General features: G+C 40.3%; 21 protein-coding genes. 8 read left to right on the top strand and 13 right to left on the bottom strand.

Annotation, left to right across the window (positions count from 1 at the left end; all coding sequences use genetic code 11):
* Positions 1-62 precede the first annotated feature (62 nt).
* The 9 genes from purH to rsmD form a co-directional block, all read right to left on the bottom strand.
* Positions 63-1,649, bottom strand: a complete 1,587-nt coding sequence (purH, locus tag QMA08_RS11900; protein ID WP_024603688.1) for a bifunctional phosphoribosylaminoimidazolecarboxamide formyltransferase/IMP cyclohydrolase — start codon at positions 1,647-1,649, stop codon at positions 63-65.
* A gap of 325 nt (positions 1,650-1,974) precedes the next feature.
* Positions 1,975-2,265 carry a DNA-binding transcriptional regulator Fis gene (fis, locus tag QMA08_RS11905; RefSeq protein WP_002957804.1) on the bottom strand — a complete coding sequence of 97 codons (291 nt, stop codon included), beginning with the start codon at positions 2,263-2,265 and terminating at the stop codon, positions 1,975-1,977.
* 19 nt (positions 2,266-2,284) lie between these two features.
* Positions 2,285-3,256 (bottom strand): tRNA dihydrouridine synthase DusB, encoded by a 972-nt coding sequence (dusB, locus tag QMA08_RS11910; protein ID WP_024603689.1) that lies wholly within the window; start codon positions 3,254-3,256, stop codon positions 2,285-2,287.
* 282 nt (positions 3,257-3,538) lie between these two features.
* The gene (gene prmA / locus QMA08_RS11915) at positions 3,539-4,420 is read right to left on the bottom strand and encodes a 50S ribosomal protein L11 methyltransferase (RefSeq protein WP_002957801.1); all 882 of its coding nucleotides are present in this window, start codon (positions 4,418-4,420) and stop codon (positions 3,539-3,541) included.
* 67 nt (positions 4,421-4,487) lie between these two features.
* On the bottom strand, positions 4,488-6,338 hold the full coding sequence (rpoD, locus tag QMA08_RS11920; RefSeq protein WP_002957800.1) for an RNA polymerase sigma factor RpoD: 1,851 nt from the start codon (positions 6,336-6,338) through the stop codon (positions 4,488-4,490).
* 390 nt (positions 6,339-6,728) lie between these two features.
* Positions 6,729-8,480: a DNA primase gene (dnaG, locus tag QMA08_RS11925; protein ID WP_165744708.1), complete on the bottom strand. Its 1,752-nt coding sequence runs from the start codon at positions 8,478-8,480 to the stop codon at positions 6,729-6,731.
* Positions 8,481-8,724: 244 nt separating this feature from the next.
* A complete protein-coding gene (locus tag QMA08_RS11930; protein ID WP_007376027.1) occupies positions 8,725-9,171 on the bottom strand; it encodes a GatB/YqeY domain-containing protein in 447 nt (148 codons plus the stop codon).
* Between the two features lie 19 nt (positions 9,172-9,190).
* On the bottom strand, positions 9,191-9,406 hold the full coding sequence (gene rpsU, locus QMA08_RS11935; RefSeq protein ID WP_002957797.1) for a 30S ribosomal protein S21: 216 nt from the start codon (positions 9,404-9,406) through the stop codon (positions 9,191-9,193).
* A 145-nt stretch (positions 9,407-9,551) separates the two neighbouring features.
* Positions 9,552-10,157: a 16S rRNA (guanine(966)-N(2))-methyltransferase RsmD gene (rsmD, locus tag QMA08_RS11940; RefSeq protein WP_197120809.1), complete on the bottom strand. Its 606-nt coding sequence runs from the start codon at positions 10,155-10,157 to the stop codon at positions 9,552-9,554.
* A 207-nt stretch (positions 10,158-10,364) separates the two neighbouring features.
* Between rsmD and ftsY the strand changes: the two genes are divergently transcribed.
* The 4 genes from ftsY (at position 10,365) to rpoH (ending at position 15,267) form a co-directional block, all read left to right on the top strand.
* Complete coding sequence (gene ftsY, locus QMA08_RS11945; RefSeq protein ID WP_290174577.1) at positions 10,365-12,341, top strand: signal recognition particle-docking protein FtsY; 1,977 nt, start codon at positions 10,365-10,367, stop codon at positions 12,339-12,341.
* A gap of 87 nt (positions 12,342-12,428) precedes the next feature.
* Positions 12,429-13,106, top strand: a complete 678-nt coding sequence (ftsE, locus tag QMA08_RS11950) for a cell division ATP-binding protein FtsE (RefSeq protein ID WP_002957793.1) — start codon at positions 12,429-12,431, stop codon at positions 13,104-13,106.
* Positions 13,103-14,089 carry a permease-like cell division protein FtsX gene (gene ftsX / locus QMA08_RS11955; RefSeq protein WP_002957792.1) on the top strand — a complete coding sequence of 329 codons (987 nt, stop codon included), beginning with the start codon at positions 13,103-13,105 and terminating at the stop codon, positions 14,087-14,089. Before ftsE ends, ftsX begins: the two co-directional genes overlap by 4 nt.
* Positions 14,090-14,403: 314 nt before the next feature.
* Positions 14,404-15,267, top strand: coding sequence for an RNA polymerase sigma factor RpoH (rpoH, locus tag QMA08_RS11960; protein WP_002957791.1), 864 nt, complete (start codon positions 14,404-14,406; stop codon positions 15,265-15,267).
* 339 nt (positions 15,268-15,606) lie between these two features.
* On the opposite strand, the gene QMA08_RS11965 is transcribed toward rpoH, so the two are convergent.
* The 4 genes from QMA08_RS11965 to gpmM are packed head-to-tail and all read right to left on the bottom strand — an operon-like array spanning position 15,607 to position 20,405.
* Positions 15,607-16,368 carry a divergent polysaccharide deacetylase family protein gene (locus QMA08_RS11965; RefSeq protein WP_193225566.1) on the bottom strand — a complete coding sequence of 254 codons (762 nt, stop codon included), beginning with the start codon at positions 16,366-16,368 and terminating at the stop codon, positions 15,607-15,609.
* A gap of 49 nt (positions 16,369-16,417) precedes the next feature.
* Positions 16,418-17,683, bottom strand: coding sequence for a S41 family peptidase (locus QMA08_RS11970; RefSeq protein ID WP_138489706.1), 1,266 nt, complete (start codon positions 17,681-17,683; stop codon positions 16,418-16,420).
* A gap of 34 nt (positions 17,684-17,717) precedes the next feature.
* Positions 17,718-18,857 carry a peptidoglycan DD-metalloendopeptidase family protein gene (locus tag QMA08_RS11975; RefSeq protein WP_290174578.1) on the bottom strand — a complete coding sequence of 380 codons (1,140 nt, stop codon included), beginning with the start codon at positions 18,855-18,857 and terminating at the stop codon, positions 17,718-17,720.
* 3 nt (positions 18,858-18,860) lie between these two features.
* The gene (gene gpmM / locus QMA08_RS11980; protein WP_002957786.1) at positions 18,861-20,405 is read right to left on the bottom strand and encodes a 2,3-bisphosphoglycerate-independent phosphoglycerate mutase; all 1,545 of its coding nucleotides are present in this window, start codon (positions 20,403-20,405) and stop codon (positions 18,861-18,863) included.
* A 338-nt stretch (positions 20,406-20,743) separates the two neighbouring features.
* On the opposite strand from gpmM, the gene QMA08_RS11985 reads away from it, so the two are divergent.
* The 4 genes from QMA08_RS11985 to gpsA are packed head-to-tail and all read left to right on the top strand — an operon-like array spanning position 20,744 to position 22,995.
* Positions 20,744-21,175, top strand: coding sequence for a rhodanese-like domain-containing protein (locus QMA08_RS11985; RefSeq protein ID WP_002957784.1), 432 nt, complete (start codon positions 20,744-20,746; stop codon positions 21,173-21,175).
* Between the two features lie 31 nt (positions 21,176-21,206).
* Positions 21,207-21,464 carry a glutaredoxin 3 gene (gene grxC, locus QMA08_RS11990; RefSeq protein WP_002957783.1) on the top strand — a complete coding sequence of 86 codons (258 nt, stop codon included), beginning with the start codon at positions 21,207-21,209 and terminating at the stop codon, positions 21,462-21,464.
* 34 nt (positions 21,465-21,498) lie between these two features.
* The gene (gene secB / locus QMA08_RS11995) at positions 21,499-21,984 is read left to right on the top strand and encodes a protein-export chaperone SecB (RefSeq protein ID WP_290174579.1); all 486 of its coding nucleotides are present in this window, start codon (positions 21,499-21,501) and stop codon (positions 21,982-21,984) included.
* A gap of 3 nt (positions 21,985-21,987) precedes the next feature.
* Positions 21,988-22,995, top strand: coding sequence for an NAD(P)H-dependent glycerol-3-phosphate dehydrogenase (gpsA, locus tag QMA08_RS12000; RefSeq protein ID WP_290174580.1), 1,008 nt, complete (start codon positions 21,988-21,990; stop codon positions 22,993-22,995).
* Positions 22,996-23,055 lie beyond the last annotated feature (60 nt).

Here is a 23,055-nt window from a genome sequence, read left to right on the forward strand (position 1 = left end):
TCAGAATACGTGAATTTATAGCAAACAAAAAGGGTTAAACCAACGTTTAACCCTTTGTGTGATTAGTGGCGGAAATGGCGCATACCAGTTAGTACCATTGCCATGCCAGCTTCATCAGCAGCTGCAATCACTTCTTCATCACGCATTGAGCCACCAGGCTGAATTACCGCAGTAATGCCAGCGGCTGCGGCTGCGTCAATGCCATCACGGAATGGGAAGAATGCGTCAGACGCCATAACTGAACCTTTAACTTCAAGGTTTTCGTCTGCTGCTTTTATACCTGCAATTTTAGCTGAGTATACGCGGCTCATTTGGCCTGCGCCTACGCCAATGGTCATACCGTCACGGGCATAAACAATTGCGTTTGATTTAACAAACTTAGCTACTTTCCAGCAAAACAGTAAATCTTTAAGTTCTTGCTCAGAAGGCTGGCGCTTAGAAACAACTTTTAAGTCGCCTTGCGTTACCATGCCTAAATCGCGGTCTTGAACTAAAATACCGCCGTTAACGCGTTTAATATCTTGGCCAGCGGCTTTACCTGTCCACTGTCCACACTCTAATAGACGCACGTTCTTTTTAGCTTCAACAATTTTTGCAGCGTCGCTCGAAATACTAGGTGCAATAATTACTTCAACAAACTGACGGTCAACAATTGCTTGTGCAGTTGCTGCATCTAGCTCTCGGTTAAAGGCAATAATGCCACCAAATGCTGATGTAGGGTCTGTTTTAAAAGCGCGCTCGTATGCTTGTAGAATATTGTCGCCAATTGAAACACCACACGGATTAGCATGTTTTACAATTACGCACGCAGGTACGTCAAATTCTTTAACACATTCAAGGGCTGCATCGGTATCGGCAATATTGTTAAACGAAAGGGCTTTACCTTGCAATTGAGTTGCTGTTGCAACTGATGCTTCAGCAATGTCATTTTCAACATAAAAAGCAGCATCTTGATGTGAGTTTTCACCGTAACGCATATCTTGCTTTTTAGTGAACTGCATATTGATAGTACGTGGGAATTTAGTCTCTACAGCAGCTTCCTCGGTGTAATCAGGCACCATTTTACCGAAGTAGTTAGCAATCATGCCATCGTATTGTGCAGTGTGCTCGTAGGCGGCAATCGCTAAATCAAAACGTGTTTTGTACGTTGTTGAACCATTGTTGTTTTGCATTTCGCTAATAACACGGTCGTAGTCGCTCGCGTTTACCACGATTGTTACATCTTTGTGGTTTTTAGCTGCTGCACGAACCATTGTAGGGCCGCCAATATCAATATTTTCAATGGCATCTTCAAGGCTGCAGTTTTCTTGAGCGACTGTATTCGCAAAGGGGTATAAGTTAACTACAACTATGTCGATAGCAGAAATGTTGTTATCTGCCATTACGCTTTCATCTTGCCCGCGACGAGCTAATATGCCGCCGTGAATTTTTGGGTGAAGAGTTTTTACGCGACCATCCATGATTTCAGGGTGGCCTGTGTGATCTGATACTTCAGTCACTTTTATGGCGTTATCAGCAAGTAGTTTACATGTGCCGCCAGTTGATAAAATATCAACGCCTTGCGCTTCAAGTGCGCGGGCAAATTCAACAATACCGGTTTTATCAGACACACTTAATAGTGCGCGACGAATGGGACGATGAGTATCCATTGTAGTTTGATTTCCTCAGTTAATGAGCTAGCTTAGAAGCGGGCATTTTAACTGATTACTACTCAAAAAACGACTTATAAAGGCTCAATAAGCGTGAGCATTTTGCAATTTAGTTAATAAACTGTAGGCATAAAAAAAGCACCCTAAGGTGCTTTTTTTGCATAATACCAGTTGTATTGGATTAGTAAGTAGTAATAACGATAGAAGAACAAGTCTATAACAAGGCAAAAATTTTGCAGTGTAGTTATTCTACATAAAAAATTTTTAACGACGTTATTGGCTTGTTTAGCTCGTTAGAATACTTACGCTTTCAATATAATTGGTATTAGTTCATGCCGTATTTTTTAAGCTTTTTACGTAAAGTACCACGGTTGATACCTAGTAAAATTGCTGCACGAGTTTGGTTACCACGTGTATATGTCATTACTTCTTCAAGTAATGGCGCTTCTAGCTCTGAAAGAACAAGGTCGTAAACGTCTTGCACATCTTGACCGTTAAGCTGCTTTAAATAGTGGTGAACAGCTTTTTTTACTGCATCACGCAATGGCTGCGGTTTCTCGTGTGACTGAACATGAGGGTTAGTGATAAATGGAGAAGTCACGTTTTGTTCGAACATTATTAAGTCTCTTTCTTTCTTAGTTAGCTGCTAGTGTTTTAAAGTATTGCTCTAATGCGACGACCTGTGCCTGTGGATTGTCGAGCGCATTAAATACTCGCCTAAACTGACCATCACTGTCATGGGTTTGCAAATACCAAGATACATGTTTGCGAGCAATTCGCGCTCCCATTGGCTCACCGTAAAACATATGGAGGTTTGTTAAATGCTCCATTAATATACTGCGCACCTCTGCAATAGCAGGTGGCTGTAAATGTTCCCCAGTTCGCAAATAGTGGTCTATCTCCCTAAATATCCAAGGGCGACCTTGGGCGGCTCGGCCAATCATAATGGCATCTGCACCCGTATAGTCTAAAACCTGTTTTGCTTTTTCTGGTGATGTAATATCACCATTGGCAACAACAGGAATCGACACTGAACGTTTTATATCCCTAATCGTGGCGTACTCAGCATCACCTTTGTACATACATGCGCGCGTACGCCCATGTACAGCAAGTGATGCAATGCCATAACGTTCAGCTATTCTCGCAATCTCTACACCATTACGGTTATCCGGATCCCATCCTGTACGGATTTTAAGTGTCACAGGTATATCAACAGCATTAACGACTGCATCAATAATCTCTTCCACAAGTTCAGGAAACTGTAATAAGGCAGAGCCTGCGAGTTTCTTGTTCACTTTTTTTGCTGGGCACCCCATATTGATATCTATGATCTGTGCACCATTAGCAACATTGAATTGTGCGGCCTGCGCCATAAGCTCAGGATCTGCTCCTGCAATTTGCACCGCGCGTATACCCGACTCACCGCTGTGATCCATACGGTTCATCGACTTTTCTGTTTTCCAAACCTTAGGATTTGACGATAGCATTTCAGACACAGCTAAGCCCGCACCTAAGCGTCGACAAAGTTGTCTAAATGGTCTGTCTGTAATGCCTGCCATTGGCGCGACAATTACATTATTCTCAAGTTGGTATTTACCGATACGCACTATATTCAATAGGCCTCTTTTCAAGGGGCGCTAAGTTTACGGTTTTTTTCACAAAAATCAAAGGCTATAAATTGAACAAAAGTAACTTTTTTTTGCCCTTTTCGTATTGACATTTGATAACCACATGACAAGTAGGTTGATTTGTTTGAAATTCATACAGATTTTATTTTTTACAAGATAACTAGAAAGTTTTTGGATATGTAAAAAAATAGTAAAGCCTGTTAAATACAGGCTTTACATGCATGTTTTGAGTTAATGCTCTAGATTTGATTGTTCGATTTATTACGCTTTTTTAGTGCCACTTACTCGAGTCCAATCACCTTCAACGGCAATGTCATCTAGTTCAATAAACGGTGCATAAATGTCAGCAACCGATTGCGCTTGTTCTTCTAAAATACCCGACATGGCAATTTTACCACCTGGTTTTAATAACCCTAAAATCACACTATGTAATTCGCGAAGTGGCTGGGCTAAAATATTTGCCACTACTATATCTGCACTAAACTCAGGTTGGTTTTCTGGAAGGTATACTTCGAGTTTGTCTGCAACACCATTTCGGTTCGCGTTATCAAGGCTTGCTTCAAGCGCTTGAGGGTCAATATCTATCCCAATCATACGCTCTGCACCTAGTTTTATAGCTGCAATACCTAAAATGCCTGAACCACAACCAAAATCAACAACCGTTTTACCCGTCAGATCTTGGCTTTCTAACCATTTAAGGCACAAGGCCGTTGTTGCATGTGTGCCCGTGCCAAAAGCAAGGCCAGGGTCTAGCAATACATTTACAGCATCAGGGTCAGGAATATCGCGCCAGCTTGGGCAAATCCATAGTTTTTCGCCAAATTGAATAGGGTGGAAGTTATCCATCCATTCACGTTCCCAGTCTTTATCTTCAAGTTGCTCGATTTTGTATACTAAATTGTCTTTTAGCTCATCATGGCGCTTTAATAACGCAACGACTGCGTTCATATCATGATTAGCTTCGAACAAGCCAATAACCGTGGTATCAGCCCAGAACACAACGGTGCCAATTTTAGGCTCGTAGATAGGGGTGTCTTTTGCGTCAATAAAGGTTACTGAAGCGCTACCCGCTTCCATTAATAGATCGCTTACGGCATCAGCTGTTGCAGCATTGGCATTAATACGAATTTGGATCCAAGCCATGGTTATTTCCTTCAAATAGAAAAAAGGCCGCTATAGCGGCCTTTTTAGTTTATATAGTAGCGCTAAATTATTTAGCGTCTAAAAAGCTTTTCAGTAAATCTGAGCGAGAAGGGTGGCGTAATTTACGCAGCGCTTTCGCTTCTATTTGACGAATACGTTCACGTGTTACGTCAAACTGTTTACCTACTTCTTCTAAGGTGTGGTCGGTATTCATATCAATACCAAAACGCATACGTAGTACTTTAGCTTCACGAGCTGTTAAGCCTGCAAGTACATCGTTAGTTGCGCCACGAAGAGATTCCATTGTTGCCGAATCGATTGGCGAATCAATAGTTGTATCTTCGATAAAGTCACCTAAGTGAGAATCTTCATCATCACCGATTGGTGTTTCCATTGAAATTGGCTCTTTAGCAATCTTAAGTACCTTACGGATTTTATCCTCAGGCATCATCATGCGTTCTGCTAATTCTTCTGGATTTGGCTCACGACCCATTTCTTGTAACATTTGACGAGAGATACGGTTAAGTTTATTAATCGTTTCAATCATATGTACAGGAATACGGATTGTTCTTGCTTGGTCAGCAATAGAGCGTGTGATTGCTTGACGTATCCACCACGTAGCATAAGTAGAGAACTTATAACCACGGCGATATTCAAACTTATCAACCGCTTTCATCAGACCAATGTTACCTTCTTGGATTAAATCTAAGAATTGTAAGCCACGGTTTGTGTATTTTTTAGCAATTGAGATTACAAGACGTAAGTTAGCTTCAACCATTTCTTTTTTCGCACGGCGTGCTTTCGCTTCACCTATGCTCATTCGACGGTTGATGTCTTTAATACGCTCAATGCTTAAACCTGTTGTTTGTTCAATAACAGATAATTTATTAATGCTACGAATGATTTCTGGCTTAACTTCTTCAAGTTTAGCTGAATACTTTTCGTTACCTGAAATTTCTAAATCAACCCAAGAAGCGTCAGTTTCGTTATTAGCAAAATGCTTAACGAATGTTTTCTTTGGTAATTTAGCAATTTGAACAGCTTGCTTCATGATTAGGCGTTCTTGAACACGAACACGATCCATCATTTCACGCATGTTATTTACCATGCGGTCAAACTGTTTAGGTATTAATTTAAATGTTCTGAAAAGCTCACCAATTTCAAAAATGGCTGCTTGTGATTCAGGATGCGAACGACCTTTAGCTTCAAACGTATCACGTGCTTTATTATATAAATCACGTAAATTTTCAAAATGAATACGAGCTTCTTCAGGATCTGGTCCTGTGTCTATCTCTTCTTCATCTTCATCATCGCTATCAGCATCATCTTTGTCATCTTTATCGTCGTCCTCAAGTTGCTTAGCACTTAATTCTGAACCGATGTTAGTTGCTGAAATTGGCGCTGTATCTTCATTAGGATCGATAAAGCCAACGATAATATCGCTTAAACGCATTTCTTCAGCTTCAAACTTATCCCACTGCTCTAGTAGGTAAGTGATTGCTTCAGGGTACTCTGCAACAGAAATCTGTACTTGATTAATGCCTTCTTCAATACGTTTAGCGATTACAATTTCGCCTTCACGTGTAAGAAGTTCAACAGTACCCATTTCACGCATGTACATGCGAACTGGATCCGTTGTACGGCCGATTTCTTTTTCTACAGTCGCAAGGGCTGCTGCGGCAGCTTCAGCTGCGTCTTCGTCTGTCGTTGTTTCTTGCATCATTAATTCATCAGCATCAGGCGCGTTTTCGCTAACCTTGATACCCATGTCATTAATCATGCTTATGATATCTTCTACTTGATCTGAGTCTATAATGTCTTGTGGAAGGTGATCATTTACTTCTGCAAAAGTTAAGTAGCCTTGCTCTTTACCTTTCTGAATCAGAAGTTTTAATTGTGACTGAGGAGTTGGATCCATAGAGATTGTTTCTTCCACTCTGATAAGTTGATACAACAGGCGCCATCATGTAGTTTGCATTAAAGCTAACTAGAATAATGTGACGCAGTGAATAGCACAGTATAACAGTTTAAATCAATTTTGACTAGGGTCTGTTGGTCTTTCAGGATTAAAGTTTGTTCTATCCAAGGGTGGTTTAATCGCGGCGCGAGGTTTGTAACCTAGTAGGCTAAGTAAAAACCGAGCAACAAAGAATAAACCTCCCTTGGGTCGAACCCAAAGGGCAGCGCGTGTTTGGCATTTATGCTGCGTTATCGCCTATTCATGTGGAATAACCACACTACATAGGCTCTGTCTTGTCTAAATACCAAACACACTGCTGTAAACTTAACTTCGAAAGATAAACAGACCCTAACTGTTAGTCGCTTTTAACGCTGTCATTAACAAATGACACTCAAGCCTTTCATCGCTACTAAGGCCTTGTGTCTTGTCCTTTATTAATAGGGTCTCGAGTCGATAATTTAAACACTGATCTTCAATAAACTTGAAAGTATTTTTAAAAACCGTCTCTAAACGTTCTTCATTTATCTCATGTTGCCACGTTGCAAGCTTGATTAATGGCTCGTAATCTTCAGTTCCTCGAAAAAACTCGAGCAGTTGCGCTGTGGTCACATTTTCTTTTTCTAAAGCTTGTTCTTGTAATCGTAATAACAGCCCTATGCCAGCAATGTTCATTTGTGCAAGCTCAGGTAAATACGGCACACTTTTAGCTAAATTAGGGTGCTGGATCAATATACCGATAGCTTGGCGCATAGGTGTTATTTTAAATTTACGTTCAATAGAGTGTTGCTGTTTAGGCGTTTTTAAACGGCTATTCAACTGCTCACGCGTTCTGCCAATTAAGCGTCCTAATTGTTCAAGAATGTTTTCTTGATAAAACTCACTTGGAATTTTTTCAATTAGTGGAAGTGCTGCACTAAGAAGTTTAGCTTTTCCTGAATCGAGTGTTAAATCAACTTCTTGGCTTAATTTATTAAATAATACTTTGGTAAAGTCATCTGCTTGGCTTAGGCGCAATTCGAATTGCTCCTTACCTTCTTTTTGTACAAGCGAGTCAGGGTCTTCGCCATCTGGTAAAAATGCAAATTGTAGTGCTTTACCATCGTTTAAATAAGGGAGTGCATTTTCAAGTGCCCGCCAAGCAGCATCACGGCCAGCCCTGTCGCCATCGTAACAACAGATTACTTTATCAGTAGTTCTAAATAAAGTGTGCATGTGCTCGCTTGTTGTTGCTGTCCCCAGTGATGCAACTGCATATTCAATCCCTTGTTCAGCTAAGGCAACAACATCCATATAACCTTCAACAATCATTACATGATCAAGTTTTTTATGGGCTTGCTTTGCTTCGTAAAGTCCATAAAGCTCAAAGCCTTTATGGAAAATTCGGGTTTCTGGCGAGTTTAAATATTTTGGCCCTTGGTCGGCTTGCATTACACGCCCACCAAATGCAATAACGCGTCCGCGTTTATCGCGAATAGGGAACATTAGGCGATCGCGGAAAAAATCAAATTGTCTGCCTGGTGTTTTTTCTGAAGCGAGCTTTAGCTCAACCAATTGCTCTTTTTGTTCTTTATTACGACCAAGCTGTAGGCATAGCCCATCCCATTCACTGGGAGCGTAGCCAATCATAAATTTTTTAACAGTTTCACCGCTTAAACCACGGCCTTTAACATACTCAATAACAGCAGCAGAATTACTATGGTGTTTTAATTGGTGCTGATAAAAGCGAGCAGTATGAAGCATTAAGTCGTAATCGGAGCGCTTTTGCGCAGCCGTACGCTCTGGTGCTGAGTTTGCGCCTTGTTCTCGAGGTACTTCTAAGTTAAGCATGCTAGCTATTTCTTCAATAGCATCTACAAACTCTAGCTTTTCGTACTCCATTACAAACGAAATTGCATTACCATTAGCGCCACACCCAAAGCAGTGATAAAACTGTTTGTCTTGCGATACAGTAAATGAGGGAGATTTTTCGTTATGAAATGGGCAGCAAGCTTGATAATCCTTACCTGCTTTTTTTAGACCTACTTTTGAGTCTATCAGGTCGACAATATCGGTTCTGGCAAGTAAATCGTCTATAAAGTTACGTGGGATCTTTCCGGCCATTAGTAAAATACAGTCCTGAAATAATAAGAAGAAGAACGAATATGAAATTTACTTTTTTATACTTGCTTGATGCAAAATATAGTGTGCTTTAACTTACCAAAATGACAGCGAAATAAATAGGGAAGCTATAAAAAATTTCATTTTAAAGTAACCTAATCGGTGTACTTTTTATTAAAGTTAAAAACAAAGAAACCGAGCGCTAGGCTCGGTTTACTTCAATCATACTTTAATGTATGTGGGAGTATTAGGCAGTTAATCTTTGCTTAATTAAACCAGAAATCTTACCCATATCGGCTCGACCTTCAGCTTTGCTTTTGATTATACCCATTACTTTACCCATGTCTTGCATACCTGCTGCATTAGTATCAGCAATAGCCGCGTCAATGAGAGCAATTATTTCTTCTTCACTCAATTGTTGAGGTAAAAAAGTTTCAAGCGCTACTATTTCATTGGCTTCAATATCAGCTAAATCATCACGCCCAGCATCTTTGTACTGAGTGTAAGAGTCACGACGTTGTTTAACAAGCTTCACTATAACGGAGGTAATACCTGCGTCGTCTAGCGTTATTTGCTCGTCAATTTCACGTTGCTTGATTGCAGCAAGTACCATACGAATAGGGTTAAGACGTTGCTTGTCTTTAGCTCTCATCGCATCTTTTTGCGCATCTTTTAGCGTTATTAAAAGGCTCATTTATACAAGACCTAATATATTAGTATAATTTAACGCGACGAGCGTTATCACGAGAAAGTTTTTTCATGTGACGTTTAACTGCAGCAGCTTTTTTACGCTTACGCTCAGCTGTTGGTTTTTCATAGTGCTCGCGACGACGAACTTCTGAAAGGATTCCTGCTTTTTCACATGAACGCTTGAAGCGACGAAGTGCTACGTCAAACGGTTCGTTCTCTCTTACTTTAATTACTGGCATTAAAAATTCACCTACCTAAATTATGAGCGTTGCTCAAGTTGATCAAACATTGATCAAGTGGTTCAAAAATGGTGCGGTATTGTAATCCGAAGCAACACCACATGTAAAGGACAATATTAACAGAAACGCATTACGTTAAACAGTATTAATTTGCTTGTCGCTGGTACAGTTGGCAAAGTACTTGCCCCGCCTTTTTTTCTTTAATTAACAACCAGTTGCTTGATGTTTCTAAGGCGGCTAGCTCTGCCTCTACTTCAACATAAATTAATGCGTCGTTGCTTAACCATTGGTTTTTTTCTAATAAATCGCAGGTTGTTTGCGCTAAATCTTTACGAAATGGTGGGTCAACAAATACAAGATTAAAGGCTTCGTTTGTGTTTTTTTGCTCTAAAAAGGAGAGCGAATTGGTATGTTTAACGTATGCGTTGTCGAGCTTTAAAGTGCTAATATTTTGTTCTAATTGCTTAGCAGCTAATGAGTCGAGCTCGATAAATGTAGCGCTTTTAGCAAATCGAGATAGTGCTTCAAATCCCAATCCACCAGAACCTGCAAAACAATCAAGTACATTTGCGTCACGCGTATCTTGCATTAGCCAATTAAATACAGTTTCTTTAATTCGATCGGTAGTAGGTCTCAAGCCTTCTACGTTTTTAACAGGGAGTTTACGGCCTCGAAACTGACCACTAATCACTCTAATAAAGCCATCACTGGGCTTGTTAGTAGCTTTATTTTGCGTTGTTTTTTTTCTCATTTAGCTCACTAAAAAATGGTATATGGTATCTAGCTCAGATAATATTATGGGCGATTACGTGTAGCTTCATTTTTCAACCGCATTAAAAGTGTTACTATTGAACACTTACGTTTTGAATGGTTGTATTTATTAGCAACTATTGCTGGGCATTGCCAAGCTATTTCAAATTTTAGTTTATCAGATTTTTATAAGTGGTTATTAGCAAGTATGACAAAAAAAAGTAAATTCATGTCGTGGCTCGGTTTTGGCAAGTCAGATAAAAAAGAAGCAGAGCAAAAAGCAGCAGCTGATAAACAACAAGTATTAGCGCAAGAAGAGGCGCAGAAGCTAGAGCAAGAAAAACTAGCGCAGCAAGCTGAAGCTGATCGTTTAAAAGCTGAGGCTGAAACAGAGCGCTTAGAGCAAGAGCGTATCGCTGCTGAAAAAATTGAAGCAACACGTTTAGAGCAAGAAAAACTAGCGCAAGAGCAAGCTGAAGCTGAACGGTTAAAAGCAGAGGCTGAAACAGAGCGTTTAGAACAAGAACGCCAGCGTGCTGAAAACGCGGAAAAGATTGCCATTGAGCAGGCCAATGCTGAATTGCTTGCAAAACAGCAAGCAGATGCCGAGGCGCAAAGACAAGAACATGCGCAACGTTTAGCCGATCAAGAAAAAGAGATGCGCTTAGAGCAAGAACGATTAGCGGCAGAAAAAGTAGAGGCTGAGCGACTAGAGCAAATACGCCTTGAAAAACAAGATGAGGCGATCAAAGCCGAAAAGCTTGCAATAGAGCAAGCGAATGCTGAGTTATTAGCAAAAGAACAAGCGGACGCTGAAGCTCAAAGGCAAGAGCAAGCGAAGCGCTTAGCAGAACAAGAAGCGCAGATGCTTTTAGAGCAAGAACGCATTGCGGCTGAAAAAGCAGAAAATGAGCGCTTAGAGCAAGTACGTATTGCAGCTGAAAAAGCAGAGAATGAACGTTTAGAGCAAGAACGCCTTGCAGCTGAAAAAGCAGAGAATGAACGTTTAGAGCAAGAGCGCCTTGCAGCTGAAAAAGCAGAAAATGAGCGCTTAGAGCAAGAACGCCTTGCAGCTGAAAAAGCAGAGAATGAACGTTTAGAGCAAGAACGCCTTGCAGCTGAAAAAGCAGAAAATGAGCGTTTAGAGCAAGTACGTATTGCAGCTGAAGAAGCAGAAAATGAGCGTTTAGAACAAGAACGTATCACAGCAGAACTTGCAATTGAAGAAGCTAAAAAAGCCGAAAAGCCAAAAAAAGAAGGGTTTTTCTCTCGTCTTAAAAAAGGCTTGTTAAAGACTCGCGTTAATATAGGTTCTGGTTTTGCGTCTATTTTTAGTGGAAAAAAAATAGACGACGAATTATTTGAAGATCTTGAAACTCAATTACTCACCGCCGATTTAGGCGTTGATACCACCATGAAGTTGATTGATCGTTTAACTGATGCAGCGAACCGTAAACAGTTAAAAGATGGTGATGCGCTTTATGAGTTAATGAAACAAGAAATGGCTGCGATGCTTAAAACGGCAGAACAGCCTTTAGTCATAAGCGAAGATAAAAAGCCGTTTGTTATTTTAATGGTAGGCGTAAATGGTGTTGGTAAAACAACGACTATTGGTAAAATGGCTAAGCAATTTCAAAACGAAGGTAAGTCGGTTATGCTGGCTGCTGGTGATACGTTTAGAGCGGCAGCTGTTGAGCAGCTTCAGGTTTGGGGTGAACGTAACAGCATTCCCGTTATTGCACAGCATACAGGTGCAGATAGTGCATCAGTTGTGTTTGATGCATTCCAAGCGGCTAAAGCACGTAATATAGACGTGTTAATTGCTGATACAGCTGGACGCTTGCAAAATAAAGATAACTTAATGCAAGAGCTTGAAAAGATAGCTCGTGTAATGAAAAAGATTGATCCTGATGCGCCGCACGAAGTGATGTTAACTATCGATGCAGGCACAGGGCAAAATGCAATTAGCCAAGTAAACCTGTTTAATCAATGTGTTGGTTTAACTGGTATTACGCTTTCAAAACTTGATGGAACTGCAAAGGGTGGTGTTATTTTTGCGGTTGCAGATAAGTTTAATATTCCAATTCGTTACATTGGTGTTGGTGAAGGTATTGATGATTTACGCGCTTTTAAAAGCGATGACTTTATTGATGCGTTATTTAGCCAAGATGAGGACGACGTTTAATTTACCAAAAAAGGGAGCTAGCTCCCTTTTTAATTGCGAGGAATACTAATTTCATTAGTGTGTTAATGGAGTTGGCATAATAAAAAGATGATAAATTTTCAGCAAGTAAGTAAGACCTATCCTGGAGGGCACCGCGCCCTCGAAAAAGTTAATTTTCATATTAAACCGGGTGAACTTGCCTTTTTAACTGGCCACAGTGGTGCGGGTAAAAGTACGTTGCTTAAGTTAATTAGCTTAATGGAACGTCCTTCAGCAGGTAGTGTATTTATCAACGGTGTTGATTTAAACAAAGTAAACTCGCGTCAAATTCCTTATGCTCGTCGTGATATAGGTATTATTTTTCAAAATCATAGGTTATTAGAGCGCTATACTATTTTTGATAACGTGGCATTACCTCTCATTATTGAGGGGACTCACCATAAGCAAATAGCTAAACGGGTCCATGGCGCGCTTGACAAGGTAGGCCTAATTGACAAAGTGAAATGTCATCCTTCAATGCTATCTGGAGGCGAACAACAACGTGTTGGTATTGCTAGAGCTATTGTAAACTCCCCACCAATTTTACTAGCTGATGAACCAACAGGTAATCTTGACCCAGAGCTTTCAATGGAAATACTCAAGTTGTTTGAAGACTTTAATAAACACGGTACCACTGTTCTTATCGCAACGCATGATTTGGGTTTGGTTGCACGTATGAAGTATCGTAGCTTAACCTTAAAAGATGGCCGTATGCTTCAAGACCCGCTTGCTGAGGGGGCACTATGAGTTTACTTTTTAAAGGTCGCCAAAATAGTAACGACAAGCAAAAAAAATCAGTATTAGCTGGCGGTTACTTTTTTATTATTAATATTTTTCGCCAAGGTGTGCATAGCTTAGGTGAAATGTGGCGCACGCCGCTTGCGTCTATGATGACTATCGCTGTACTTGGTTTGAGCCTAACGTTACCTGCAACACTTTACTTAGTCGTTAAAAACGTACAGCAAGTGAGTAGTGGCTTTGAAGAGGCGAGTGAAATATCGTTGTTCGTTAAAGAGAGTATGAACGAGCAAGAAACTCAAACATTAGTAAAGCGTTTAGCACTTTACCCAGAAGTGGAAAGTGTTGAGTTTATTTCAAAACAACAGGCATTAACTGAATTTAAAGATGTATCTGGCTTTGGGCAAGCTTTAGAGTACTTAGATAAAAACCCATTACCGGATGTGGTACTTGTTACTCCTACAAAACGTCACAGACACCCAAATGCCGCTAAAGTACTGCTAACTAAATTAGAAAGTGAACGTGAAGTTGATTTTGGTAAGCTCGATATAGCCTGGTTAGAGCGTTTAAATGCATTACTAGATTTACTCAAAGAAAGTGTAATAACCATTGCATTATTACTACTTACCTCAGTGACACTTATTATTGGTAACACCATTCGTTTGTCGATCATGGATAAAAAAGAAGAAATACAAGTAATGAAGCTAGTAGGCGCAACTAACACCTTTATACATGCCCCATTTTTGTGGACCGGTATTTGGTATGGTGTAATAGGTGGTTTGTTTGCCTTTATATGCGTAGGACTGATGATGTGGTGGCTTTCAAGCGCTGTGAGCAGTGTGGCGGGGGTGTATCAAACAAGTTTTTCGTTAATAGGATTATCGCTTAATGAACTCGGCTTTTTAGTGTTACTTGCAACAAGCTTAGGATTTGTAGGCTCGTACCTTTCTGTAAATCGATATATTAAAGAAATAGAACCCGATAAAGTATAAAAAACCCTGCAAACTATAAGTGAACCAACCCAGCTTGATATGCGTATCGTATCGGACTGGGTTGTACCTCCCGTTATTAAAACTGTCATGTTTGTGTACTATCCTCCCATAAAGTAATGAGTTGTAAATAAGGTGATGCGGTTAGGTTAATTGGCTGCAATCCCTCAATTCATCACTTATTCAGTCGCTTGTAGTAGACTAAACACATACTAAAAACTGCTTGATTTATACTTTTAAAAAGTTTTAAATTGGGGTTAGCACTCTTGGAGAAAGAGTGCTAAGATAGTTTCAAATGTTTATCACCGAGGTGAAAAATGAGTAAAGATTTATACGCAATGGCACTTACAGTCGGACAACAAAGCGCAAGCATGGACGGTTACCTTCAAGCGGTAAGCACTATTCCTATGCTTAAAGTTGAACAAGAGCAAGAACTTGCTAAAAGACTTCAGGAAGAAGGCGATCTTAGTGCTGCCAAGCAACTCATTATGTCGCATTTACGCTTTGTAGCACATATTGCTAAAAGCTACTCGGGATACGGCTTACCACAAGCTGACCTTATTCAAGAAGGTAATATAGGCCTGATGAAAGCGGTTAAACGTTTTGACCCTACAGTGGGTGTACGTTTAGTGTCGTTTGCAGTGCATTGGATTAAAGCCGAAATTCACGAGTTTGTTCTTAAAAACTGGCGCATAGTTAAAGTTGCAACCACTAAAGCGCAACGTAAATTGTTTTTTAATCTTCGTAAAAACAAAAAGCGTTTAGGCTGGTTCAACCAAGCTGAGGTTAGCACTGTTGCTAGCGAGTTAGGTGTGAGTGAAAAAGAAGTACGTGAAATGGAATCGCGCATGAGCGGCCAAGACATGGGCTTTGACCTAACTGGTGACGATAACGACGATGCACCAACAAGTACATACTCTCCAGTACAGTATTTAACAGATGGCGCAGCAGACTTAGCTGACGACGTTGAACAAGAGCAGTGGAAAGAGCAAGCGCATACTCGTTTATTTAGCGCACTTAAAACACTAGATGAACGTTCACAAGATATTGTTAGCGCACGTTGGTTGTCTGATGATAAAGCGACGCTTCAGGAGCTTGCACAAAAGTACAGTGTATCTGCTGAGCGTGTTCGTCAGCTTGAAAAAACAGCGATGAAAAAGTTACAAAGCGCTATGAGCTAATATTGCTCAAGCAGCAAAATTTAAAAAGCCCTGCATGAAAATGCGGGGCTTTTTGCTTTTCAGTAAGCTGGTTTAGCAAAGCGAAATCTAAAAGTACCCTATCAAGTAATACCGATACTCTGCATTATTAAATGGTTATACCAATCCGCAATAATACTTAATGATTTTACGGGGCTAAACGTGTCGCTACCTGCGTTAAAAAATTCTCATTTAGAGCAACTAAATAGCGAATTTTTTTGCCTAGCTATCAACACGTTTTTCCGCCCTCAAAATAGACCACTTAATTAAGCAAATTGGTATTAGTTTATTATTCGGATATAGCATTATTTAAAGCTTATATCACCGAGCACTCACTCTTTTTCCCTCAGCATGCGCTAACTGAATGTACTTACGTTCAACTAATTGCGAAACCGGTACGAGTTCAAAACCTTGCTTAGTTAGCTCTGGTAAGGCATGGCGTAAAAATTCGATGGTTTCAGGGTAAGGATGAGCAATTGCAATGGCAAAGCTATGGGAAATGGCTAATTGTTTTAACTCTTCAAGCCTTAGCTGCAGTTGTTCTGGTGTAGTTATGTTGTCTAAAAACACTTGGCGACTAATATTAGCAACACCCAAAAAGTTAGCGGCATTTTGTGCCTGACTCAAATCGGTTGTGCGACTATCTAAAAAATATAAATGACGCTTTTTAAGTACTTCCATTGTCCACTTCATAGCTTGGCTTTTTTGCGTAAGCGCTGAGCCCATGTGGTTATTAACGCCTTTAACTTGCGGTAAACTAGCGAGAGCGGTTCCAAGAGTTTGCTGAAGCTGCTCTTTATTCATATTTAAAGTAAGCGCACCAGGCCCTAGTTCTTTACCGTTAAGTGCTTGCATAGGTACATGAAGCAATAACTCTTTATTTGATTGACTGGCAAGTGTTGCAAAAATTTGCGAATAAGGGGTATGGGGCAAAATTGAATACGACAATTGCCCAGGTAAGGAAAGGAACTCTAAGTCCCGTTGATGATAGCCTATATCGTCTATCACTATTGCTATTTGCTTGGCGCTAATTGTTGCAGAGCTAAAACAAATAACTAATGTTAGCCATTTTATTATTTTCACGTTTATAGTTTTTATTATCTTTTTAGCTTTGTTTAACAGCTTATACAAGCTATTGCATGCTGAGTAATTGTTTGGCTTTAACCAACTGTAAATCGGTTAGATTACCAGTAAGTAATTGCGCATTATTGTTAGTGTGTTCATTTTTTATTATAACGGCTTTATTACTTTGTGAAAGGTTTGTTTGATTAACCGCCACATCTGGGGTTATTCCTATTCCATCAATCGATTTACCTAACGGTGTGAAGTATTTCGCTGTGGTGAGCTTTAATGCGGTATTGCCATCACCGAGTGGAATGAGTGATTGTACAGAGCCTTTCCCAAAAGATTGGCTGCCAACAATGGTTGCTCGTTTATTATCTTTAAGTGCTGCTGCAAGTATTTCGGCTGCAGAGGCTGAATTTTCGTTTATAAGCACAACTATGGGCGCATTTTTTAGAATATCTCCACGCTTTGCGTAAAATGCTTGGTTGGCATCGTAAAAACGTCCTTTAGTCGTCACTATAGTCCCACTTTGTAAAAATAGGTCTGATACAGCCACTGCGCTTTTTAATGTCCCCCCTGGGTTATCACGTAAATCAATTACTAAGCCTTTAAGTGGGTATCCAAAATGGCTTTGCAGGGCGGCAACTTGTAGTGCAACTTCATGTAATGTGTGGTTAGAGAAGTTATTGATAGCTATGTAGCCAGTTCCAAAATCTAAAAGTTCGCTTGTTACACTTTCGAGGTTTATTTGGCGACGTGTAACATGAAAAGTGAGTGGGTTTTTATTGTTATCGCGATTTACAATTATATCTATATTCGAAAATTCACTGTCTCTTATTAGTGTTGCTACTTCGTCGATAGTACGGTTTTGGGCTGCGTTGTTGTTTACACTTACAATAATATCGCCTGGTAAAATACCTGCCGCTTTTGCGGGCGAATTATTAACCACGTTAACAATAGTCATATTCTCGTCTATGTTCTTAACTTCTATACCAATACCTGTGTAACGACCATTTGTGTTATCAAATAATGAGGCTAATTCATACTCATTTAAGTACTTAGAATAGGAGTCGAGTTTTGAATATAAACGCTCAAACTGCTGGTTGTTATATTTAATATGGTGGCTATTTTGTAAGGTGAGATCTTCAACGTAATAGGTATGAATGTTAAAGAGTATTTCGTCTATTTGTTGTCTTTTAAGATCTTTAATTGAGCTTGCTAGTGCATTACTAGTAAAGGTAATTAGGGTTAGTAATACAAGCAAGTACAGACTTATATAAAAGTCTGCACTTTTTTTATTAACGGTATTTATTGTGTGTTTTTTAGTTGTCATCAGCTGCTCCAGGGCGGTGCAGCGATTTATCTAATTAAATACGTTTGCACCATTTTACAGGATTTACTGCGCGTCCTTTGTGGCGTATTTCAAAGTATAGACCAGAACTTGCCTGTCCGCCGCTTTGGCCTACCAAAGCGAGGGTTTCGCCTTCACGTACCATATCCCCTACATCTCTTAGTAGCGTTTGAGCGTGGCCATATAGGCTCATAAAACCTTCACCATGGTCTACAACAATTACCCACCCATAGCCTTTTAGCCAATCGGCAAATACAACTTGGCCGTTGTGCACGCTATTAATATTAGTACCTTCTTTTGCACCAATTAATACGCCTTTCCAATCAATACCACCATGCTTACGTTGGCCGAATGTGTGCTCTAACTTGCCTTTGCTCGGCCAGTCTAATTTTCCCTTGCTCTTATTTAGGCCAAGTAATTCTATTTTTTGTGTTTTTTCTTTTTCGAGCTCTTTAATCGTTGTTACTAAAGTCTGTTGGTTTTCTTTTAAATAATTTATCGAGCTTTTAGTGCTGTTGAGCTGAGCTTGTAAGTTTTTAAGATTAGCTTGGCGTTCACTTTGTGCATTAAGTAATGCAGTTTGGCGCCTTTTTTGTTCATCAAATAAAAGCTCTAGTTTTTCTTGTGTTTTAACGAGCTCTTCTTGGTTTTGTACTATTTGCTGTTGAAGAACTTTTAGATCTTCGATTTGTTCAATACGGGCTTTATTTAAGTAATTGTAATAGCTAAGTGTGCGCTCAAACTTGGCTGTGTCTTCTTGATTCAACAGCATTTTAGAGTAGTCGTCGCCACCGGCCATATAGGCACTTTTGAGTTGCGCGGCTAAAATTTTCTGAAACTGAGTGTGCTTTTTATCAAGCTCATCGGCTTTACTTTGTAACTCTTTTTGCTGTATTTTGGTCTCTTTTACGGATTGCTCTGCCATGTTAAGTGCTTTAGCATTTTTAGCTATATCGAGTTCATGGCTCTTTAGATTTTTTTGTAGCGACGCTATTTTTTTTCTTTGGGCGTTATATTCAGCTTGGCTTTGCTCAAGTGCATTTTGAACCTCTGATAAGTCTTTTTTAGTACGATCTTCATTAGCAACTGCAGATGCAGCCACTAATGAAGTTAGTATCAAACCGCACTTAATTAACCGGTTAATACGTTTATTCATGTGTTATTTCAACATCATGATAGGCGTACCAGTCATTTCTTTTGGTTGCTCCATACCCATTAAGTGAAGCATTGTTGGGGCTACATCACTTAAGGCTTTACCTTGCATTGGCTCTGCATCGCGACCTACATAAATAAAATGCACCGGTTCGCTAGTGTGGGCAGTATGTGCTTGGCCAGTTTTGAGATCAGCCATTTGCTCAGCATTACCATGATCGGCTGTAATTAGTGCTTCACCACCAAACTCTTCTAGTGCATCAACGACACGTCCGATACAGCTATCTACAGCTTCACAAGCTTTAACAGCGGCTTCAAATACACCTGAGTGACCAACCATATCGCCATTAGGGTAGTTACAAATAATAGCATCGTATTTACCGCTTTTAATTGCTTCTACTAGTTTGTCGGTTAGCATTTCTGAGTTCATTTCAGGTTGTAGGTCGTAGGTTGCTACTTGCGGCGAAGGAATTAGCTCGCGTGTTTCACCTTTAAATTCACTTTCACGTCCGCCACTAAAGAAAAACGTAACGTGTGCGTATTTTTCGGTTTCTGAAATACGAAGCTGTGTTTTATTATTTTTTTCAAACCATTCACCAAGTACGTTTATTAGTGGTGTAGGTCCAAATGCAACAGGTGCGTCTATATCGGCTGCATACTCTGTCATCATTACAAATGCGCTAAGCTCTGGCGTTCTTTTTTTAGTAAAACCATCAAATTCAGGCTCAACAAAAGCGCGGGTAATTTCGCGGGCTCTATCTGCTCTAAAGTTAGCAAAAATAACGGTGTCGCCATCGTTTATTGAAGCCGGAGTGGCACCTGTTGGCGTAATAGTCGTAGCTGCTACAAACTCGTCGTTTTCGTCGCGCTCGTACGCTGCATTAAGTGCTTCAACACCATTATCAAAGTTAAAGTCGCCTTCGGCGAGCGTCATTACGTTGTAAGCTTTTTCTACACGGTTCCAACGGTTGTCTCTGTCCATTGCGTAGTAACGGCCAATAAGTGATGCTAAACGTCCGCACTTAAGTTTACTAAATAACGCTTCAATTCGTTCTATTGATGCTTTTGCGCTACGTGGAGGTGTGTCACGGCCATCTAAAAATGCATGGAAATAGACTTCTTTAGCACCACGTTTTGCCGCCAGCTCAATACTTGCAACTATATGATCTTCATGGCTATGCACACCACCTGGGCTTAAAAGACCCATTATGTGAACCGCTTTACCAGCACTTACTGCTTTGTCTATGTTTTCAACTAAGGCTGGGGTTGAATCAAACTCGCCATCGTTAATTGCCTTGGTGATACGGGTAAAATCTTGATACACAATGCGCCCGGCACCTAAGTTTACATGGCCAACTTCTGAGTTACCCATTTGACCATCAGGAAGACCAACATCTAAACCCGAAGCAGATATTAATGTGTGTGGGCGGGTGGCCCATAAGTTGTCTAATACAGGTGTGTTAGCTGCAAGAATAGCATTACTTTGCGTATCTTCGCGGTGTCCCCAACCGTCTAAAATCATTAATACCAGTGGTTTTTTATGCTCTGTCATAATAGCTCCTGAAAATTAGTATCTGTTGATGGATACTGTGCACCTAAAAAGGTTTATTAGCGTGGTTTTAGCATACCGTGTTTTTAAGCTAGGATCAGCATTGAAAACAAGATATTAAATATTTTTACTTATACCTTATTGACTAACATGAACTCTGCTTGAGATAGATTTATTATCCAGAGTTCTGTTAACTATATATGGGGGGCTTTATCGTTTTTTAAACGTCTCTAAGTGCTCCTAAACTCGCATTTTAGGTTGGTTTGGGTATACTTGCGTGGCTAAAGTACAAAATAATTAAAACATCACGTTTTAAAACATAATTTCATAGTGGAAGTAGAATGGATCAATATATTGAATTTATTACAAATCATCCCATTTTAAGCCTTGCTTGGGTTGGTATTGTTTTCCTTATTGTTAGTGGCTGGATAAAAAGTAAGCTTTCAGCAGTTCGTCAAATAAATCCCCAGCAGCTTACGTTACTTATTAACCGTGATGACGGTCAAGTAATCGATATACGTGCGCAAAAAGAGTTTAATGCAGGGCGTATTTCTGGTGCTGAGCACTTAAGCCCAGAGAATGCGAAAAAATCTGACTTTTCAAGCCTTGAAAAGTACAAGACTAAACCCATTATAGTTGTATGTACTACAGGTATGACTGCCCAAGGTACTGCAGCCGCTATGAGTAAAGCTGGTTTTGAACGAGTTTACTTATTAGCAGGTGGCATGGGTGCGTGGCAATCTGCCAGCTTACCAACTACAACAGGTCGCTAATCAGTTTAGCTAGGCCGATAGAGGATTTATTATGAGTAATGTTGTTTTATACACCAAGGCGTATTGTCCATTTTGTCAGCGTGCTCTTTCGCTTTTAAACAGCAAAGGCGTTGAATACACAAATTATGATATTGGTGTGCAGCCTGAGCTACGCGATGAAATGATTGCCAAAGCAGGTGGTGCAAGCACAGTACCGCAAATTTTTATTAATGATGAACATATCGGTGGCTGCGACGACATGATGGCTATTGAAGCGCAAGGTAAACTTGACGCTAAGCTAAACGCTTAATTTAATTATAATAACGAACAAGTTAGGAATAACAATGAACGAAGAAAATCAAAACGTAGCAGCTGCAGAAGCTGGCGCACAATTTACTATTCAACGCATTTACATTAAAGATGTATCGTTTGAAACGCCAAACTCTCCGGCCATCTTTCAAAAAGAATGGACACCAGAAGTTAAGCTAGACCTAGATACACGCTCAAACAAGTTGGACGAAGGTGTATTTGAAGTTGTTTTAGCGCTAACTGTAACTGCATCTATTGGTGAAGAAACTGCGTTCTTATGTGAAATTCAACAGGCAGGTATTTTTACTATTGCTGAAGTTGAAGAAGTGCAACTTGCGCACATGCTAGGTGCATTTTGTCCTAACGTATTATTTCCATATGCACGTGAAGCTGTTTCAAACCTTGTTAACCGTGGTACTTTCCCACAGCTTAACCTTGCGCCAGTTAATTTTGATGCGTTATTTGCACAATACATGCAACAACGTACTGCGCAAGCTGACCAGGCTTCAGCAGACGCATAACTTATGAGTACAGCAACTACAGCTGTTACTGTATTAGGGGCGGGGTCTTACGGCACCGCCCTTGCTATTTGTTTAGCCCGAAATGGTCACCAGGTGATACTTTGGGGAAGAAATAGCGACGACGTTGCCACGCTTGCAGCTGAGCGGAAAAATCAACGTTACTTACCCGATGCTCCTTTCCCAGATACTCTTACTCTTGAAGCTAACTTACAACATGCCGTTGCTAGCAGTGCTATTGTACTTGTTGTTGTGCCAAGCCATGCTTTTGGCGACACGCTTGCGCAGATAAAACCTGCATTGCAAGACGGTGCTAAAGTAGCGTGGGCAACTAAAGGGCTTGAGCCTAATACTGGACGTTTATTACAAGAAGTTGCTTTGCAAGAATTGGGTGATGACATTCCACTTGCGGTACTTTCGGGTCCTACGTTTGCAAAAGAAATGGCGATGGGGTCGCCTACAGCTATTTCAGTGTCTTCAACGTCACCTGAATTTGCGCAGCAGCTGGCCGATTTACTTCATTGTGGTCGCTCATTCCGTGTGTATAACAATGATGACTTTATTGGTATACAGCTCGGTGGTGCGGTTAAAAATGTAATTGCAATTGGCGCCGGTATTTCGGACGGTGTAGGTTTTGGTGCTAATGCGCGTACCGCGCTCATTACCCGAGGCCTTGCAGAGCTCACTCGTTTAGGTTGCGCTCTGGGTGCTAAGCCAGAAACCTTTATGGGAATGGCAGGCCTTGGTGATTTAATACTAACCTGTACAGATAACCAATCACGTAATCGTCGGTTTGGTTTGGCGTTAGGTAAAGGCGAGAGTGTTGATGCTGCTATTGAGTCTATTGGCCAAGTAGTTGAAGGCTTTAGAAACACTAAAGAAGTGTATTTACTAGCGCAGCGTGCTGGCGTAGAAATGCCAATCACTGAGCAAATTTATAAAGTACTTTATGAAAATAAAGACATGAAAGAAGCCGCTATGGCTCTTTTAGGACGAGAACAACGCGCTGAATAAGCGCTTGAGCTAGGCCTTAACTAAAAAAACCGACATTATGTCGGTTTTTTATTGCCTAAC

It is taken from the genome of Pseudoalteromonas sp. APC 3355, assembly GCF_030407615.1.
Classification (GTDB): Bacteria; Pseudomonadota; Gammaproteobacteria; order Enterobacterales; family Alteromonadaceae; genus Pseudoalteromonas; species Pseudoalteromonas distincta.